17 protein-coding genes are annotated in these 18,587 nt (G+C 67.6%); 13 read left to right on the top strand and 4 right to left on the bottom strand.

Annotated features, from left to right (window positions below; translation table 11 throughout):
• Positions 1–18 precede the first annotated feature (18 nt).
• The 11 genes from AWC31_RS09185 (at position 19) to AWC31_RS09135 (ending at position 12,272) form a co-directional block, all read left to right on the top strand.
• Positions 19–1,248 (top strand): DUF885 domain-containing protein, encoded by a 1,230-nt coding sequence (locus tag AWC31_RS09185; protein ID WP_085143996.1) that lies wholly within the window; start codon positions 19–21, stop codon positions 1,246–1,248.
• Positions 1,249–1,269: 21 nt separating this feature from the next.
• The gene (locus tag AWC31_RS09180) at positions 1,270–2,733 is read left to right on the top strand and encodes a glycine hydroxymethyltransferase (protein WP_085143995.1); all 1,464 of its coding nucleotides are present in this window, start codon (positions 1,270–1,272) and stop codon (positions 2,731–2,733) included.
• Positions 2,734–2,845: 112 nt separating this feature from the next.
• A complete protein-coding gene (glyA, locus tag AWC31_RS09175) occupies positions 2,846–4,126 on the top strand; it encodes a serine hydroxymethyltransferase (RefSeq protein ID WP_085143993.1) in 1,281 nt (426 codons plus the stop codon).
• Positions 4,127–4,178: 52 nt separating this feature from the next.
• Positions 4,179–5,006: an acyl-ACP desaturase gene (locus AWC31_RS09170; RefSeq protein ID WP_085143991.1), complete on the top strand. Its 828-nt coding sequence runs from the start codon at positions 4,179–4,181 to the stop codon at positions 5,004–5,006.
• A 200-nt stretch (positions 5,007–5,206) separates the two neighbouring features.
• A complete protein-coding gene (locus AWC31_RS09165; protein WP_067844666.1) occupies positions 5,207–6,520 on the top strand; it encodes an RNA 5'-3' helicase PhoH2 in 1,314 nt (437 codons plus the stop codon).
• 74 nt (positions 6,521–6,594) lie between these two features.
• The gene (locus AWC31_RS09160) at positions 6,595–7,470 is read left to right on the top strand and encodes a polysaccharide deacetylase family protein (RefSeq protein ID WP_085143990.1); all 876 of its coding nucleotides are present in this window, start codon (positions 6,595–6,597) and stop codon (positions 7,468–7,470) included.
• Positions 7,471–7,540: 70 nt separating this feature from the next.
• Positions 7,541–8,521: an Acg family FMN-binding oxidoreductase gene (locus tag AWC31_RS09155; protein ID WP_085143988.1), complete on the top strand. Its 981-nt coding sequence runs from the start codon at positions 7,541–7,543 to the stop codon at positions 8,519–8,521.
• 9 nt (positions 8,522–8,530) lie between these two features.
• Positions 8,531–9,346 (top strand): universal stress protein, encoded by an 816-nt coding sequence (locus AWC31_RS09150; RefSeq protein ID WP_085143986.1) that lies wholly within the window; start codon positions 8,531–8,533, stop codon positions 9,344–9,346.
• A gap of 10 nt (positions 9,347–9,356) precedes the next feature.
• Positions 9,357–9,995 (top strand): hypoxia response regulator transcription factor DosR/DevR, encoded by a 639-nt coding sequence (gene dosR, locus AWC31_RS09145; RefSeq protein ID WP_085143984.1) that lies wholly within the window; start codon positions 9,357–9,359, stop codon positions 9,993–9,995.
• A 62-nt stretch (positions 9,996–10,057) separates the two neighbouring features.
• Entirely contained in the window at positions 10,058–10,516 is a 459-nt protein-coding gene (locus tag AWC31_RS09140; RefSeq protein ID WP_085143982.1) for a pyridoxamine 5'-phosphate oxidase family protein, read from the top strand.
• Between the two features lie 31 nt (positions 10,517–10,547).
• A complete protein-coding gene (locus tag AWC31_RS09135) occupies positions 10,548–12,272 on the top strand; it encodes a GAF domain-containing sensor histidine kinase (protein ID WP_085143981.1) in 1,725 nt (574 codons plus the stop codon).
• Positions 12,273–12,275: 3 nt separating this feature from the next.
• Here AWC31_RS09135 and AWC31_RS09130 read toward each other — a convergent pair whose 3' ends face one another.
• The 3 genes from AWC31_RS09130 to glpX all read right to left on the bottom strand — a co-directional run bounded on the left by AWC31_RS09130 (position 12,276) and on the right by glpX (position 15,638).
• Positions 12,276–13,055 (bottom strand): nitroreductase family protein, encoded by a 780-nt coding sequence (locus AWC31_RS09130; RefSeq protein WP_085143979.1) that lies wholly within the window; start codon positions 13,053–13,055, stop codon positions 12,276–12,278.
• A 103-nt stretch (positions 13,056–13,158) separates the two neighbouring features.
• Positions 13,159–14,583: a class II fumarate hydratase gene (locus AWC31_RS09125; protein WP_067844682.1), complete on the bottom strand. Its 1,425-nt coding sequence runs from the start codon at positions 14,581–14,583 to the stop codon at positions 13,159–13,161.
• Between the two features lie 26 nt (positions 14,584–14,609).
• Positions 14,610–15,638 (bottom strand): class II fructose-bisphosphatase, encoded by a 1,029-nt coding sequence (glpX, locus tag AWC31_RS09120; RefSeq protein WP_067844684.1) that lies wholly within the window; start codon positions 15,636–15,638, stop codon positions 14,610–14,612.
• Positions 15,639–15,874: 236 nt separating this feature from the next.
• Here glpX and AWC31_RS09115 point away from each other — a divergent pair, with 236 nt between their 5' ends.
• Together AWC31_RS09115 and AWC31_RS09110 are read left to right on the top strand one after the other, a co-directional pair.
• Complete coding sequence (locus AWC31_RS09115; RefSeq protein ID WP_067844715.1) at positions 15,875–16,507, top strand: DUF4245 domain-containing protein; 633 nt, start codon at positions 15,875–15,877, stop codon at positions 16,505–16,507.
• A gap of 78 nt (positions 16,508–16,585) precedes the next feature.
• Positions 16,586–17,404, top strand: coding sequence for a dienelactone hydrolase family protein (locus AWC31_RS09110; protein WP_085143978.1), 819 nt, complete (start codon positions 16,586–16,588; stop codon positions 17,402–17,404).
• Here the strand turns inward: AWC31_RS09110 and AWC31_RS09105 are convergent.
• Positions 17,382–18,581, bottom strand: coding sequence for an AI-2E family transporter (locus AWC31_RS09105; RefSeq protein ID WP_085143976.1), 1,200 nt, complete (start codon positions 18,579–18,581; stop codon positions 17,382–17,384). The two genes, AWC31_RS09110 and AWC31_RS09105, sit on opposite strands and share 23 nt — an antisense overlap.
• Positions 18,582–18,587: the final 6 nt, after the last annotated feature.

Here is an 18,587-nt window from a genome sequence, read left to right as displayed (position 1 = left end):
GCATTTACGGTTGAGGGCATGCCTAACGGGATGGACATTCGGGTGAACAGCGCAACCGACTCCGACAGCTTCGTCCGTGAATATCTGCTGCTCGGTTTGCGCTTCGACCGGGTCGAGGAAGGCTACGTCGATTCCTTCACGGGCGATCCCGCGTTGCGTCGCGCCGTCGAGAACGAACCCGCACCCGACCCGGCCGACCTCGCCCGCCAGGCCGACCGGCTGCTCGGCCAGATCCCCGACGACCTGGATCGTGGCCGGGCCGCCTACATCGCCGCGCACCTGCGCGCGCTGAACTGCGCGGGCCGCAAGTTCGCCGGTGAGGACGTCGGGTTCGTCGACGAGGTCGAGGCCTACTTCGACGTGCGGATCGCGAAAGGCGATCCGGACAGGTACCGCGCCGCGCACGCCAAACTCGACGAGGCGCTGGGCGGCAGCGGCCCGCTGGTCGACCGCATCCAGGCCCACCGCACGGGCGACGAGATCCCGCCCGAGCGGCTCGAGGAATGCATCCACGCGTTCTCGTCGGCGCTGCGCGACCGCGTGCGGGCCGAATATCCGCTGCCCGAAACCGAGACCATCACCTACGAGGTCGTCACCGACAAACCGTGGTCGGGGTTCAACTACTACCTCGGCGACTACAAGTCGACCGTCGCCGTCAATGCCGACCTCAAGCAGCAGATGGCCAACCTGCCTCGGCTCGTCGCGCACGAGTCCTATCCCGGCCACCACACCGAACACTGCCGTAAAGAGGCCGGCCTGGTGGCGCGTGACGGCCAGCTCGAACAGACGATCTTTCTCGTCAACACCCCGCAATGCCTGATGGCCGAGGGTCTGGCCGATCTGGCGCTGTATGCCGCGATCGGGCCCGGCTGGGGTGCGTGGGCGGCCGAGATCTACGCCGACCTCGGGCTGCGCTTCGACGGCGAACGCGCCGAAGCGGTGTCGGAGGCCGTGGCCGGGCTGGCCGACGTCCGTCAGGACGCCGCGCTGATGCTGCACGACGAGCGTCGCGACGTCGACGACGTCGTCGCATTTCTCAAGCAATGGCTGCTGGTTAACGACGAGCGCGCCCGGCAGATGCTGCGGTTTCTGTCCTCGCCGCTGTGGCGCGCCTACACGAGCACCTACATCGAGGGCTACCGGCTGCTGCGGGGTTGGCTCGATGCCCGGCCGGCCGACGAATCGCTCACACAGCGGTTCGGCCGGCTGCTCGACGAGCCGCTGATCCCGTCGACGCTGCGCGGATGAGCTCCGACTAGGCTGAATGGCATGGCAGCAGACCCGTCATCCTCCTTGCCCGCGTCCTCGGGCGCCGACTACGCCGAGACCGCAAGCGCCGCCTATCAGGCCGCCCTGCAGGTCATCGAATCCGTCGAGCCCCGGGTCGCCGCTGCCACGCGCAAAGAGCTTGCCGATCAACGTGATTCGCTCAAGCTGATCGCCAGTGAGAACTACGCCTCGCCGGCCGTGCTGCTCACCATGGGCACCTGGTTCTCCGACAAGTACGCCGAGGGCACCGTCGGGCACCGGTTCTACGCGGGCTGCCAGAACGTCGACACGGTCGAGGCGCTTGCCGCCGAGCACGCCCGCGAACTGTTCGGCGCGCCCTACGCCTATGTGCAGCCGCACTCCGGCATCGACGCCAATCTTGTTGCCTTCTGGGCGATTCTGGCCACCCGCGTGGAGGCTCCCGAGCTCGCGAACTTCGGCGCCAAGCACGTCAACGACCTGTCCGAGGCGGACTGGGAGACGCTGCGCAACAAGCTGGGCAACCAGCGGCTGCTCGGCATGTCGCTGGACGCGGGCGGCCACCTCACGCACGGGTTCCGGCCGAACATCTCCGGCAAGATGTTCCATCAGCGCAGCTACGGCACCAATCCGGAGACCGGATTCCTGGACTACGACGCCGTCGCGGCCGCGGCTCGCGAGTTCAAGCCGCTGATTCTCGTCGCCGGCTACTCGGCCTACCCGCGCCGGGTGAACTTCGCCAAGATGCGCGAGATCGCCGACGAGGTCGGCGCGACCCTCATGGTCGACATGGCCCACTTCGCGGGCCTGGTGGCGGGCAAGGTGTTCACCGGTGACGAGGATCCGGTGCCGCACGCCCACGTCACCACCACGACCACGCACAAGTCGCTGCGCGGTCCGCGTGGCGGCATGGTGCTGGCCACCGAGGAGTTCGCGCCCGCGGTGGACAAGGGCTGCCCGATGGTGTTGGGCGGGCCGCTGAGCCACGTCATGGCCGCCAAGGCCGTCGCGCTGGCCGAGGCGCGCCAGCCCGCGTTCCAGACCTACGCGCAGCAGGTCGCCGACAACGCCCAGGCCCTGGCCGACGGATTCGTCAAGCGCGACGCGGGCCTGGTCACCGGCGGCACCGACAACCACATCGTGCTGCTCGACGTGCGTTCGTTCGGGTTGACCGGCCGGCAGGCCGAGTCGGCCCTGCTCGACGCCGGTGTCGTCACCAACCGCAACGCCGTGCCGGCCGACCCCAACGGCGCCTGGTACACGAGCGGTATCCGGCTCGGCACGCCCGCGTTGACGAGCCGCGGCTTCGGTGCCGACGACTTCGACCGGGTCGCCGAGCTCATCGTCGACGTGCTGTCCAACACGGCCGCCGAGGGGACGTCGAAAGCCAAGTACAAACTGGCCGACGGCACCGCGGAACGCGTCCACGCAGCATCGGCCGAGCTGCTCGACGCCAACCCGCTTTACCCGGGGCTCACGCTCTGAGCTTCGCTATCAGCGAATCCACAGCAACCTGACAGGGTAGGCCCCAATACCCCGGCCAGGTATGCCAGACTCGGGCACCGTGACAGCCTCAACGAGCCTCGCCACGTCCGTGATGTCCGCGTCTCTCGCCGAAGTCGACCCCGACATCGCCGAGTTGCTCGACAAGGAGCTCGGTCGCCAGCGCGACACGCTCGAGATGATCGCGTCGGAGAACTTCGCGCCGCGCTCGGTGCTGCAGGCCCAGGGCAGCATCCTGACCAACAAGTACGCCGAGGGCCTGCCCGGGCGGCGGTACTACGGCGGCTGTGAGCACGTCGACGTCATCGAGAACATCGCGCGCGACCGCGCCAAGGCGCTGTTCGACGCCGAATTCGCCAACGTACAGCCGCATTCCGGCGCGCAGGCCAACGCCGCGGTGCTGGCCGCGCTCATGGCGCCGGGGGAGCGGCTGCTCGGTCTGGACCTGGCCAACGGCGGGCATCTGACCCACGGCATGAAGCTCAACTTCTCCGGCAAGGTCTACGAGTCGGGGTTCTACGGCGTCGACGCCGCGACCGGCTTGGTCGACATGGACGCCGTGCGGGCGCGGGCGCTCGAATTCCGGCCCAAGGTGCTCATCGCCGGCTGGTCGGCCTATCCGCGCACGCTGGACTTCGCCGCGTTCCGCTCGATCGCCGACGAGGTCGGCGCGCACCTGTGGGTCGACATGGCGCACTTCGCCGGTCTCGTGGCCGCGCGCATGCATCCGAATCCGGTGCCGCACGCCGACCTGGTGTCGACGACCGTGCACAAGACGCTCGGCGGCGCACGCTCGGGCCTGATCCTGGGCCGCAAGGAGTTCGCCAAGCAGCTGAACTCGGCGATGTTCCCCGGTACACAGGGCGGGCCGGCCATGCAGGTGGTGGCGGGCAAGGCCATCACATTCAAGATCGCGGGCACTGCGGAGTTCGCCGACCGCCAGCAGCGCACACTATCGGGTGCTCGGATCCTGGCCGACCGCTTGCTGGCGACCGACGTCGCGAAGTCCGGCGTCTCGGTCGTCACCGGCGGAACCGACGTGCACCTCGTGCTCGTGGATCTGCGGAACTCGCCGCTGGACGGCAAGGCCGCCGAGGACCTGCTGCACGAGATCGGCATCACGGTCAACCGCAACGCGGTTCCCAACGACCCACGCCCGCCGATGGTGACCTCGGGTGTGCGCATCGGCACGTCCGCGTTGGCCACCCGCGGGTTCGGTGACATCGAGTTCACCGAGGTCGCAGACATCATCGGCACCGCGCTCGGCCAGGGCGCCGCGGCGGACGTCGCTGCGCTGCGCGATCGGGTCACGCGCCTGGCGCGGCAGTTTCCGCTGTACGACGGCCTGGAGGACTGGCAGCTGCACAATCGGTGACACACCCGACCCGATTTCGAGAAACGTGTGAACTCGGGTTACAGTTACTTTCATGGCACAGAAACCTGTCCCTAACGCGCTGACCCTCGAGCTCGAGCCGGTTGTCAACGCCGAACTGCGTCGCCACCTGGACACCGAGGACCTCTGGTACGCACACGATTACGTGCCGTTCGACCAGGGAGAGAACTTCGCCTTCCTCGGTGGCAAGGACTGGGATCCGTCGCAGGTGACGTTGCCGAAGAACGTGACCGACGCCTTGGAGATCCTGCTGATCACCAAGGACAACCTGGCCGGTTACCACCGCGAGCTCGTCGAGCACTTCATTCTCGAAGAGAAGTGGGGCCGCTTCCTCGGCCGGTGGACCGCCGAGGAACACCTGCACGCCGTCGCGCTGCGCAACTACCTCGTCGTCACGCGCGAGATCGACCCGACCGCCAACGAGGACGTGCGCGTCGAGCACGTGATGAAGGGCTACCGGGCCGACACCTACAGCCAGATCGAGACGCTGGTGTTCATGGCCTTCTTCGAGCGGTCGCACGCCGTCTACTGCCGCAACCTCCAGGCGGAGGTCGCCGAGCCGGTGCTGAAGGCGATGATGGGCCGTATCGCCGCGGACGAGGAGCGCCACGAGGAGTTCTTCGCCAACCTGGTGACGCATCTGCTGGGCACACACCGCGACGAGACCGTCGCGGCGATCGCCGCGCGCGCGGCCGAGCTCGACGTGATCGGCGCGGACATCGACGCCTATCGGGACAAGGTCGCGCTCGTGGCCGAGACGGGCATCTTCGACAAGGCCGCGCTGCGCACCGTGATCTCCGATCGCATCGCTGCCTGGGGTCTGGCGGGCGAACCTCAACTCCAGGAGTTCACGAACCCGTAACGCGCCGGGCGCCAAACACCCGGCGCGCCAGCCAGCAACCCCGCCGTGGCGGGAGTAGCGTCGAATCCGATGGCTAGCGACATGCTCTGCTGTCCGGGCGGTACCGATCGTTTCGATCACGAGAGGACCGGCCCCGGTCCTGGTGCCGCAGTGTCCACCGAGAAGCTCGGGTGGGGCCGCGCGAGTTCTAGGAGCGCCACGTGACTGATAACGCTGTCCGTACCTATGTGCTCGACACGTCGGTGTTGCTGTCCGATCCATGGGCATGCACCCGCTTCGCTGAGCATGAAGTGGTGGTCCCGCTGGTCGTCATCAGCGAGCTCGAGGCCAAACGGCATCACCACGAGCTGGGTTGGTTCGCCCGGCAGGCGCTGCGGATGTTCGACGATCTGCGGCTCGAGCACGGACGGCTGGATCAGCCGATTCCGGTTGGGACACAGGGCGGTACGCTGCATGTCGAGCTGAATCACAGCGATCCTTCGGTGCTGCCTGCTGGTTTTCGCACCGAGAGCAACGATTCACGCATCCTGACGTGCGCGGCCAATCTCGCCGCCGAAGGCAAGCACGTCACGCTGGTGAGCAAGGACATCCCGCTGCGCGTCAAAGCGGGCGCGGTGGGCCTGGCCGCCGACGAGTACCACGCGCAGGACGTCATCGTCTCCGGCTGGACCGGGATGGACGAGATGGACGTCGCCGCCGAGGACATCGACACGCTGTTCGCCGATGGCGAGATCGATCTGGCAGACGCACGGGACCTGCCGTGCCACACCGGTATTCGGCTCCTGGGCGGTAACTCACATGCGCTCGGCCGGGTCAACGCCGCCAAGCGGGTGCAGCTGGTCCGGGGTGATCGCGAAGTGTTCGGCCTCCGGGGAAGGTCAGCCGAACAACGCGTCGCCCTCGACCTGCTGCTCGACGAGTCGGTCGGCATCGTGTCACTGGGCGGCAAGGCCGGCACCGGAAAGTCGGCACTGGCGCTGTGCGCGGGCCTGGAGGCGGTGCTGGAGCGGCGCACCCAGCGCAAGGTCGTGGTATTCCGTCCGCTGTACGCCGTCGGTGGCCAGGATCTCGGGTACCTGCCGGGCAGCGAGAGCGAAAAGATGGGGCCGTGGGCGCAAGCCGTCTTCGACACCCTCGAAGGCCTGGCCAGCCCGGCCGTTCTCGAAGAGGTGCTGTCACGCGGCATGCTCGAAGTCCTGCCACTGACCCATATCCGGGGCCGTTCGTTGCACGACTCGTTCGTGATCGTCGACGAGGCCCAGTCCCTGGAGCGCAACGTGCTGCTGACCGTCCTGTCGCGCCTGGGCGCGGGATCACGGGTGGTGCTCACGCACGATGTCGCGCAGCGCGACAACCTGCGGGTCGGCCGGCACGACGGCGTGGCCGCGGTCATCGAAAAGCTCAAGGGCCACCCGCTGTTCGCCCACATCACGTTGCAGCGCAGCGAACGCTCGCCGATCGCGGCGCTCGTGACCGAGATGCTGGAGGAGATCAGCCCCGGCGCCCTGCCGTGAGTGATTTTGTGCACCGCGACCGGCGCCTGCCGCCGGTCGCGGTGCACAAAACGCACGGCCGGTAGGCTGCCGGAGTGGCAGGCACCGCTGACCGGCAGGCGTGGCGATGGACCGTCTTCGGTGTCGTCGTCGCCGTGGCGGTGCTGGTCATCGGCGCTCTCACCGGCCACGTCCGGAAAGCCGGCGCCGACGATGTCGACTGTGCGGTCGAGAAGTGTGTCGCGTTCACGTTCGACGACGGCCCCGGCCCGTACACCGACCGTCTGCTGCAGATCCTGAACGACAACGACGCCAAGGCGACGTTCTTCCTGATCGGCAACAAGGTGGCGGCCAACCCCGACGGTGCCAAGCGCATCGCCGAGGCCGGCATGGAGATCGGCAGCCACACGTGGGAACACCCGAACATGACCACGATTCCGCCTGAGGACATCGCGGCACAGTTCAGCAAGGCCAATGACGCGATCGAGGCCGCGACGGGCAGCCGACCCAAACTCGTCCGCACTGCGGGCGGTCTGATCAACGATCAGGTACTGGCCGAAGCCGGCAAGCAGGGTTTGGCCGACATCAATTGGGATGTCATCCCGTTCGACTGGGCCAACGACGCCAACACCGCCGCCACGCGCTACATGCTGATGACCCAGATCAAGCCCGGCTCGGTGGTGCTGTTCCACGACACCTATTCGTCCACGGTGGATCTGGTGTATCAGTTCATCCCGGTGCTGCGGGCCAACGACTACCACCTCGTGACGGTCAGCCATCTGCTCGGCGAGCGTCAACCCGGCAGTGCCTACGGCAGCCGCGAGAACGGCCCGCCCGTCAACGGGCTCACCGACATCCCACCGGCAGACATCCCGTCGCTGCCCAACACCCCGTCACCGGCGCCCATGCCGAACTTCCCGATCACCGACATCCCCGGGGCCAACTCCGGCGGGCCGAACAACGGTGCCTGAGACGCACATCGCACCGGGTTGAGGACCAAAGACCCTAACCCGCACGGGCGTACGCGACGAGGCTGGTGGCATGCCCGACACCATGATCGACACCGCAACCATCACCGCCGCCGTGCAGTTGGCGTCGCGTGCGCCGTCGTTGCACAACACTCAGCCGTGGCGCTGGGTGGCAGACGACGAGGGTCTGAAACTGTTTCTCGACCCCAATCGGGTGGTGCATTCGACGGACCGCTCGTCGCGTGAGGCCGTTGTCAGCTGTGGGGTGATGCTGGATCATCTGCGCGTCGCGCTGGCGGCGTCCGGCTGGGCGACCTCCGTCGAGCGGTTCCCCAATCCGAACAACCGTGACCATCTGGCGACCGTGCATTTCAGCCCCATGCAGTTCGTGACCGATGCGCATCGCCGGCGCGCCGACGCGATCCTCGCGCGGCGCACCGACCGGCTGCCGATGGCGACGTATGCGGACTGGGATTCGTTCGAGCCGCTGCTGCGTGCCCGGCTCGCCGACGGGCCGGTGCACCTCGACGTGCTCAGCGACGAGGACCGGCCGGAGCTGGCCGAGGCTGCCGCGCTGACGGAATCGCTGCGCCTCTACGACTCGGCGTACCACGCTGAGCTCGCTTGGTGGACAACGCCGTTCGCCACCGAAGACGGTATCCCGCAGAGCTCGCTGGTGTCCGCGGAGGAAAGCGAACGGGTCGGGTTGTCGCGGGCCTTCCCGGTCACCGCACACAGCGAACGCCGCACGGGCGTCAACGAAGACTCCGCGACGATCGTGGTGCTCTCGACCGACGGCTACAGCCGCGAGGATGCGCTCGACGCCGGTGAGGCGCTTTCGACCGCGCTGCTGGAATGCACGCTCGCCGGACTGGGCAGTTGCCCGGTGACCCACGTGACCGAACTGCACGCGAGCCGCGACATCATCGGCAGACTGATAGACCGGGACGCCTGCCCGCAGGTCCTCATCCGGATCGGCATCGCGCCCGCCCTCGAAGACGTGCCGCCGCCCACGCCGCGCCGGCCCGTCGAAGCCATCCTCACCTTCGCCTAGGAGATATTGATGTCGACTGCACATGCGGTGGTTGTCGGAATCGACGGATCGCAAAGCGCGTTGGATGCCGCCATCTGGGCGGTCAAAGAGGCTGTCAGCCGCGACATTCCGTTGCGCCTGATATACGCCATCGACCCGACCGACAACGGCTCCGACCACGAGTGCGCCGCCCGCGCGCTGGCGACAGCCGAACTCGCCATCCGGCAGGCCTACACCGCGGTAGAAGCGACCGAGCAACCCGTCAAGATCGAGCTGGAAGTGGTACAGGACAAGCCGATTGAGGCACTGTTCGAGGCATCGCGGTCCGCCGCGATGCTGTGTGTCGGCGCCACCGGCCGAGACGATGCCGCGCGCGGCCGCATCGGCGCGACGGCGGCGACGGTCGCCAAATCGGCGCACTGCCCGGTGGCCGTGGTCCGCACACCCGCCTCCGGAGCCGGAGGAATCCTGGTCGAGTTCGACGGGCGGCCGTCGAGCACTACCGCGCTGCAGGCCGGTGTCGACGAGGCCCGGCTGCGCGGCGCACCGCTGTGCGTGATGACGACGTGGCAGCACCGCTACAGCGATATGTACGACGCGTCCGCGCTCGAGGATCGCAATCGGCTGGCCCAGGCGCAACTCGACCGCAGGCTCACCCGCTGGCGCCGGCGCTATCCGGAGCTCACTGTGCAGACCGTCGCAGGCGACGGCAGCGCACTGGATTATCTGGCGGCTCACCGCGACTCGGTGCAGCTCGTGGTGGTCGGCCCCGAACACGGCCGGGTCAGTGAGTTGGCCGACTCCGACTGCTCGCTGCTCACTTGCGATCGGCAGCAGCGGTTGTGAGACTCGGGGGATGATCAGGGTCTTTCTCGTCGACGACCACGAGGTGGTGCGGCGTGGTCTGATCGACTTGCTGAGCGCCGATCCCGAACTCGACGTGATCGGGGAAGCCGATTCGGTGGCCCAGGCGCTGGCCCGGGTGCCCGCGCTGAAGCCGGACGTCGCAGTGCTCGACGTCCGGCTCCCCGACGGCAACGGGATCGAGCTGTGCCGGGATCTGTTGTCGCGGATGCCGGATCTGCGGTGCCTGATGTTGACGTCGTACACGTCCGACGAGGCGATGCTCGACGCCATCCTGGCCGGCGCGAGCGGGTATGTGGTCAAGGACATCAAGGGCATGGAGCTCGCCCAGGCGATCAAGGACGTCGGCGCGGGCCGCTCGCTGCTCGACAACCGGGCCGCGGCGGCGCTGATGGCCAAGCTGCGCGGCGACGCCGAGCGTTCCGACCCGCTCTCGGGGCTCACGCAGCAGGAGCGAGTTCTGCTCGACCTGCTCGGTGAAGGGCTGACCAACAAGCAGATCGCGGCGAGGATGTTCCTGGCCGAGAAGACCGTCAAGAACTACGTGTCGCGGTTGCTGGCGAAGCTGGGGATGGAACGTCGCACACAGGCCGCAGTGTTCGCGTCGAAGCTGGACCGCAGGGGACTTTAGTCCCTGCAACCGGGGCTTTTCGCCCGTGGTCGCCGGCTGCCGCGCTCAATAATCTCGAATACATGAGCTATGAAGTCGGCACAGTGGTGAGCCCGGCCAAGCCGGCCGGGGACGATGCGGTCACGATCCTTTCGGAGCGGGAGAGCTGGGAACTGCTCGGCAGTGTCGCGCTGGGGCGGCTTGTCACCACGGTCGACAACGAGGCACACATCTTCCCGGTGAATTTCGCGGTGCAGGGCCGCACGATCCTGTTCCGAACGGCGGAGGGCACCAAGCTGATCAGTGCGGCGATCAACCATCAGGTGCTGTTCGAGGCCGACGAACACAACGTGGCCGAGGGCTGGAGCGTGATCGTGCGCGGTGTCGCGCACACGCTGCGCACCGACGACGAACTCGACGCTGCCGAGCGGGCGCAGTTGCTGCCGTGGACCGCTACCGCGAAGACCCACTGGGTGCGGGTGACGCCGACGCGAATCACCGGACGCCGATTCCGTTTCGGCCCCGAGCCGGGCGCCGTGTGAAGGTTGGTGCTCGACAGGCAGCAATGCCAGCATGGGGGACGTGACTGGGCATGGGCCTGCGCCCGACGACGAGCAGCGGATGGCGCCGTTGCGTGACACGCTCTCGCAGCTGCGGCTGCGCGAACTGCTCAGCGAGGTCCAGGACCGCGTCGAGCAGATCGTCGAGGGGCGCGATCGGCTCGACGGTCTGGTCGAGGCCATGCTCGTGGTGACATCGGGCCTCGAGCTCGACGTCACGCTCAAGACCATCGTGCATACCGCGATCGAACTCGTCGACGCCCGCTACGGCGCACTGGGTGTGCGCGGCGAGGGCCACGAACTCACCGAGTTCATCTACGAGGGCATCGATGAGGAGACCCGGTACAAGATCGGGCCGCTGCCGGAGGGCCGCGGCGTCCTGGGTGTGTTGATCGATGACCCGAAACCCATTCGTCTCGAAGACATTCGGTTACACCCGGCGTCGGTGGGCTTTCCGTCCCACCATCCGCCGATGCGGACGTTTCTCGGGGTGCCCGTGCGCACGAGGGACAAGGTGTTCGGCAACCTGTACCTGACCGACAAGACCAACGGCCAGCCGTTCAGCGAAGACGACGAAGTCCTGGTGCAGGCGCTGGCTGCCGCCGCGGGTATCGCCGTCGACAACGCCCGGCTCTACGAGCAGTCGCAAGCCCGTCAGTCGTGGATCGCCGCCACACGCGACATCGCCACCGAGTTGCTGTCCGGAACGGATCCCGCCACGGTGTTCCGGCTGGTGGCGGTCGAGGCGCTCAAGCTCACCGATGCAGAAGGCACACTCGTGGCCGTTCCGGCGGATCCGGAGGCCTCCGACGTCGACGAGCTCGTGGTCGCCGAGACGGCGGGTGTGGTGCCCGACGGTGCGCTGTTGTCGACGATCGCGGTCGGTGGGACGGCGACCGGACAGGCGTATCTGGATCGCACGCCGCGCCGCGTCGCCGGGTCGGAAATCGGTGTCGCCGGCCTCTCGGGCCCCGCCCTCGTGTTGCCGCTGCGCGCCACCGATGCCGTGGCCGGCGTTCTGGTGGCACTGCGTGGTGAGCACACCCGGCCGTTCACCGCCGAGCAGTTGGAGATGATGGCCGCGTTCGCCGACCAGGCCGCGCTGGCCTGGCAGCTGGCCGGCTCACAGCGGCGGATGCGCGAACTCGACGTCCTCACCGACCGCGACCGCATCGCCCGAGACCTGCACGACCACGTGATCCAGCGACTGTTCGCCGTCGGCCTGTCGCTGCAGGGCACGATCCCGCGGGCCCGGTCCGGCGAAGTGCAGGAGCGGCTCGCCGCGAGCGTCGACGACCTGCAGGCCGTCATACAGGACATCCGCACGGCCATCTTCGATTTGCACGGTTCGCAGTTCGGAAGCACCCGGCTGCGCCAGCGGCTCGACGAGGTCATCGCGCAGTTCTCCGGTGCCGGGCTACACACCACCACGCAGTTCGTCGGACCGCTGTCGGTCGTCGATTCCGCGCTGGCCGATCATGCCGAGGCCGTGCTGCGCGAAGCCGTCAGCAACGCGGTAAGACATTCGGGCGCAACCGAACTCACTGTTCGGGTGAAAGTCGACGACGATCTGAGCATCGAAGTCGCTGACAACGGCCGCGGAATCACCGGGCCGGTCACCGAGAGCGGGCTGGTGAATCTCCGTGAGCGTGCCGCCCAGTCCGGCGGGCAGTTGACGGTCGAAAACCATTCGGGCGGAGGCACTTTGCTGCACTGGGTGGCGCCTTTACCGGCCTAGCGTCTATGCCGGTTGGCGGCGCGGAGTGTCGGGCAGCGCGGCGGCATCATCGAGTGCCCAACCCAGCCGGATGAGCATCTGCGGATGCTCGCGGCCATCGAAGATCTCGTCGCGCAACGCCGCTCGCGCCTGTGCCATCTTGAGGGGCTCGGTGAGCGGGCAGGTAGCCAGCCCGAGTGCGGTCGCGGTGAGCAACACGAGGCTCATCGCCTCCCCGGCGCGCAGCCGTGCCAGATCGTCGTCATCGCGAGTGCCGAGCGCCACCACCACACCGCGGTCGGAGATCTGGCGAGCCACATCCATGATGGGGGTGAGATCGGTGAACGACTCGACGCGACGCAACGTCACCCCGGCTCGCGCGGCCCTCGCGCCCATCAACGCGATGTCGGCGAGGGAGACCTCGCGGTCAAAGTAGAGCCGACGGTCGATGTGGCGACGGCCGATGGCCGCCGCCAGCGTCACGTCGGCGTCGGTGGGGACGCGAGGTCCGGCGGTGAGCGCGGCCAGAAGACCGGGGTCGGCCGGGTCGGGCAACCGGTGCACGGTGGCCTGGTATCCCCGCCCGGCCAGCGCGACGACACAGTGGTGCAGGGTCGCGCCGCAGCTCAGCAGCAGGTCGCGGCCGTCGGTGTCAGGCAGATGGTGCGTACGGTCGGCATACAGGCACAGGCTGTCGGCACCCATCTGCCAGCGCCACGGTTGCGAGTCGTACACCGACGGCGCGCGAACCGCCAGAGACATTGCCGTCCGCACGGTCTCGCCGTCGGGAAAGCCGGTGGTCACCGTTCCACGATGCCGGTGCGGGATGTTCAGCGGTAGAGCAGAAAGTCACTTACGGCGAGCAGTCCCGCTTGCGGGGGACTGCTCGCCGTAAGAAGAGGAAGGGTCAGTCGCCGTCTTTGACCTTGGCCATCGCGAGCACGTCGAGGCGCTTGTCGAGCTCGGCCTCCGACAGCTTGTCGCCGATCAGCCCGCGGTCGATCACGGTCTGGCGGATGGTCTTCTTCTCCTTGAGCGCCTGCTTGGCGACCTTGGCGGCCTCCTCGTAGCCGATCGCCGAGTTCAGCGGCGTCACGATCGACGGCGAGGACTCAGCCAGCTCACGAAGATGCTCCTCGTTGGCGACCAGGCCGTCGATGCAGCGCGCGGCGAACAGCTTCGACACGTTCGACAGCAGCGTGAACGATTCGAGCAGGTTGCGCGCCATCATCGGGATGTACACGTTGAGTTCGAAGGCTCCCGACGCGCCGCCCATCGCGATCGCGGCGTCGTTGCCGACCACCTGGCACGCCACCTGCGTAACCGCTTCCGGCAGAACGGGATTGACCTTGCCCGGCATGATCGAGCTGCCCGGCTGCAGATCGGGGAGCTGGATCTCGGCGAGGCCCGTCAGCGGGCCCGAACCCATCCAGCGCACGTCGTTGGCGATCTTGGTCAGCGACACCGCGATGGTGCGCAGGGCGCCGGACGCCTCGACCAGCCCGTCACGGGCGGCCTGGGCCTCGAATGAGTCCACGGCCGTGCGCAATTCGGCCAGGCCGGTCTGGTTGACCAGCACCTCGACGACCTTGGCGCCGAAGCCGTCGGGCGCGTTGAGCCCGGTGCCGACGGCGGTGCCGCCGATGGCCAGCTCACCCAAGCGCGGCAGGGTCGCCTTGACCCGCTCGATGCCGGCCTCGATCTGGCGGGCGTACCCGCCGAACTCCTGGCCCAGCGTCACCGGGACGGCGTCCATCAGGTGCGTGCGGCCCGACTTCACCACGGTCCGCCACTGCCGGGCCTTGGCGGCCAGCGACTCGTGCAGCACCTCCAGGGCCGGAATCAGGTGGCGCACAGCGGCTTCGGTGGCGGCGATGTGGGTCGCGGTGGGGAACGTGTCGTTGGAGCTCTGCGACATGTTCACGTCGTCGTTGGGATGCACCGTCACGCCGTTGCGGGCCGCGATCGAGGCGATCACCTCGTTGGTGTTCATGTTCGAGCTCGTGCCCGAGCCGGTCTGGAACACGTCGATCGGGAACTGATCGTCATGCTGCCCGTCGGCGATTTCACCGGCTGCGGCGATGATCGCGTCGGCCTTCTCGGGCGCCAGCAGACCGAGATCCTTGTTGACCTGGGCGCAGGCCGCTTTCAGCAGCCCGAGCGCGCGGATCTGGGTGCGCTCAAGACCGCGGAACGAGATCGGGAAGTTCTCCACGGCCCGCTGGGTCTGTGCCCGCCACAGGGCGTTGACCGGAACCCGGACCTCACCCATGGTGTCGTGCTCGATGCGGTACTCGCCTTCACCTGATGCGTCGACGGCTTTGTCGGACATGTGCTCCCTTTGAGATGTGTGGGTTGTCAGGGCAGGGGTTGAATCGCCGACGAGTCCCCGGTGAAGTCGATCGCGGAGTACTCGTTGAGCTTGGACAGCCGGTGGTAGGCCTCGATCATGCGGACCGTGCCGGACTTGGATCGCATCACGATCGACTGCGTGGTGCAGCCGCCGCTCGCGTAACGCACACCCTTGAGCAGGTCACCGTCGGTGACGCCGGTGGCGCAGAAGAAGACGTTCTCGCCGGACACCAGGTGCTCGGTGACCAGGACCTCGTCCAGGTCGTAGCCGCGGTCGACGGCCTTCTGCCGTTCCTCGTCGTCCTTGGGTGCCAACTGGGCCTGGATCGCGCCGCCCATACAGCGGATCGCGGCGGCGGCGATGATGCCTTCCGGCGTGCCACCGATGCCGGCGAGCATGTCGGTGCCGGAGTGCGGACGGCATGCCGAGATCGCACCCGCGACATCGCCGTCGGAGATCAACCGGATCCGGGCGCCGGTGTCACGGACGTCGGCGATCAGCTGCTCGTGACGCGGGCGGTCCAGGATGCAGACGGTCATGTCCGACACCGACAGGCCCTTGGCCTTGGCGACCTGGCGGACGTTCTCGCCGATCGGGGCGGTGATGTCGATGGCGTCGACGGCTTCGGGCCCGACCGCGATCTTGTTCATGTAGAACACCGCCGACGGGTCGAACATCGCGCCGCGCTCGGCGACCGCGAGCACCGAGATCGCGTTCGGCATGCCCTTGCTCATCAGCGTGGTGCCGTCGATGGGGTCGACCGCGAAATCACATTCCGGGCCGTCGCCGTTGCCGACCTCTTCCCCGTTGTAGAGCATCGGGGCGTTGTCCTTCTCGCCCTCGCCGATGACGACGACACCGCGCATCGAAACCGAGTTGACCAGCTCGCGCATGGCGTCGACGGCGGCCCCGTCACCACCTTCTTTGTCGCCGCGGCCGACCCAACGGCCCGCGGCCATGGCTCCCGCCTCGGTTACCCGGACGAGTTCAAGGGCAAGGTTTCGATCCGGGGCTTCGCCGCGCGTGGGACTCATGGCGGTGATTCTCCCAGAACAGGCTCGTCAATTGGGAGGCGGGATGCGAGCGAGCGCGTCAGTTTCATCAGTATCGATCCAGTAGCAGTTTGCGTTTGCAAGATCCTGCGAACCGTGCATTCGTGCAGATCACGCACTGTCACGCAGGCGGATCGTGTAACCGACGTCAAGTTGGCGAGCGAGTGGCCGTTCGCCGCGCTGATGACCCCGGTCGGCGGGCTGGGATACTGGCAATCATGACCACCCAGCCCACCCCGGCGCCCAAGCCGGCGAAGTCACGGCTTCTGCAAGACGGCCGTGACATGTTCTGGTCGATGGCTCCGCTGGTGGTGGCGTGTGTCGTCCTCGCAGGGCTCTTGGGCATGTGCTCATTCCAGGGCAGTGGCCCGGGCCCCGGCCCGGTGCCCGAATTCGACGCCCCCGCCGCACTGCAGGCCGATGCCGATGCGCTCAAGATCCCGATCCGGCTGCCCGCGCTCCCCGAGGGCTGGCAGGCGAACTCCGGCAGCCGCGGCGGCATCGACGGCGGCGTGACGTTGCCGAACGGCCAGCACGGCCGGGCCGTCCTGTCGCGGGTCGGATACCTCGCGCCGAGCGGCATGTACCTCAGCCTCACGCAGAGCAACGCCGACGAGACCGCGCTGGTGTCCTCGATGAAGCCGGACTCGTATGCGTCGGGCACGCAGGACGTCGACGGGGTGACGTGGGTGGTGTACGAGAGCTCCGACCCCGAGTCGGTATGGACGACGCGGCTGAACGGCCCCGGCGGCGCGGCGCAGATCGCGATCACCGGTGCCGGCGGTACGGATGAGTACCGTACGCTTGCGGGTGCGACGCAGAAGCAGTCGCCCTTGCCCGTCAAGCGCTAGGTGCCCAACGTGAAGAAGATCGCGAGAATTCTCGAGAATCTCGCGATCTTCTTCACGTTGGGCCAAGAAGGATGAGTGATGACCGCTCGCAAGCCCGGGGCCGCTCCGGAAGCCGATCTCACCGGTTGGACCGCCGCGCCGTTCACCGCCGCCGGCCAGACCCATGACGTGTACCGCAAGGGCGAGGGCCCGGGTGTGGTGCTCATCCCCGAGATGCCCGGTCTTCATCCCGGCGTGCTGGCACTCGGCAACCATCTCGTCGACAACGGGTTCACCGTCGCCGCGCCGTCGCTGTTCGGCACACCCGGCGCCCCCGCATTGCGGCCCGGCGCGATACCGGTGTTGCTCAAAGGTTGCGTGACAAGAGAATTCGCGGCGTTCGCGACCAACGCCGACCGGCCCGTCGCGCACTACCTGCGCGCGCTCGCACGTGACCTCAACGCGAGCACGCCGGGCAAGGGAGTCGGCGTGATCGGGCAGTGCTTCACCGGTGGGTTCGCGCTCGCGGCGGCCGTCGACGACAGCGTGCTGGCCCCGGTGCTCAGCCAGCCGTCACTTCCGCTTCCGTTGACGCCCAAGCACAAACGAGACCCGGGACTGTCGGAAGCCGAGCTCAAGATCGTCGAGCAGCGGGCCGCCAACGACGGCCTGTGCGCGCTCGGCCTGCGGTTCAGCCAGGACTGGATGGCGCCCGGTGAGCGGTTCACGACGCTCAAGGCCAGGCTCGGCGACGCGTTCGAGGTCATCGAGATCAACTCGATGAAGGGCAACGAGCACGACATCCTGCCGTCAGCTCACTCGGTGCTGACCGACCAGGTACGCGAGGTCGACGGCCACCCCGCCTACGAGGCGCGCAAACGCGTCGTGGAGTTCCTCACGGAACGACTGGTGGGGTAGTCGGTTCGGGCTGGTCCTCGCCATCGGTTTCCGGTTCGCTTTCGGCAGCCGGCTCGGATCTGCGTTTGAAGGGCCACCAGAACTTCTTGCGCGGCTTGTCGGGTTCGGGTGCCTCGAGCTCGACACCCTTGAACACCGCCAGGTAGACGCTGACGGTGGTCACGATGATGATCATCAGCACCGGCCCGATCACGAGGCCGAAGAATCCGAACATCGCGATACCGGCGAACACCGAGAGCAACATGAGCGCGGAGTCCAGCCGCGCGGCCTTCGGCACGAGGATCGGCCGCAGCACGTTGTCGATGTTGGTCACCACCAGCAGGTGCCAGACCACCACGAAGATGCCGCCGATGATGTTGCCGAAGAACATCATTCCGATGCCGAACGGGATCGACAAGATCCCGCCGCCGAGCGGGATGACCGACAGCGCGGTCAGCAGGATCGCGAAGATGAAGAACCCGTCGTGGAAGCCGCCGATGTAGATCGAGACCGCGCCCGCGACGCCCTGACACAACGCGATCACGAACTGGCCCTTGACCGTGCCCTTGACCATGGCGCCGACCTTGGCGAGGTACAGGTCGGTGATCTCCTCGCCGAGCGGGTTGAGCCTGCGGATGAGGGTCGCCACCTCGTCCTTGTTGACCAGCAGCGAGATGAACACGTACAGGAAGATGACCGACGCGGTCAGCGCGCCGACGATGCCGCCGACCGCACCTTGCAGGACACCGAGCAGCCATTCGCCGACGCGCTGCGACACCGTGACGATGGTGCCGCGCAACGATTCCGGCGTGACGTGGATGTCGAGGAACGGCACGCGTGCGGCGAGCGAGTTGATGAGTTGCAGGGTGCGGTCCCCGAGCGTGCTGAGGTCGGTTTCGGCGACCCACGCGCTCACCGCGTTGACCATCTGCGAGATCTGCACGATCGCGAGGAAGACGATCAGCGACACCGGGATGATGACCATGAGCACCGCCGCGAACACGGTCAGCGTGGCCGAGATACCGGTGCCGAATCTGCGCCGAAACCGTTGGTACAGCGGCGAGAACAGGTATGCGCCCACCGCGGCCATCACGATCAGGATGAAGAAGGTGCGCAGGAAGTACGCGCCGAGCAACAGCGCGAGCACGGTGACGACCGCCAGCGCGCGCTTCTGGCTGACGGTGAACTGGCTGTCCATAGGCCC

The organism is Mycolicibacterium wolinskyi (assembly GCF_002101965.1).
GTDB lineage: Bacteria > Actinomycetota > Actinomycetes > Mycobacteriales > Mycobacteriaceae > Mycobacterium > Mycobacterium wolinskyi.
The sequence above is the reverse complement of the archived record's forward strand: the minus strand, read 5'-3'. Positions and strand labels throughout refer to the sequence as shown.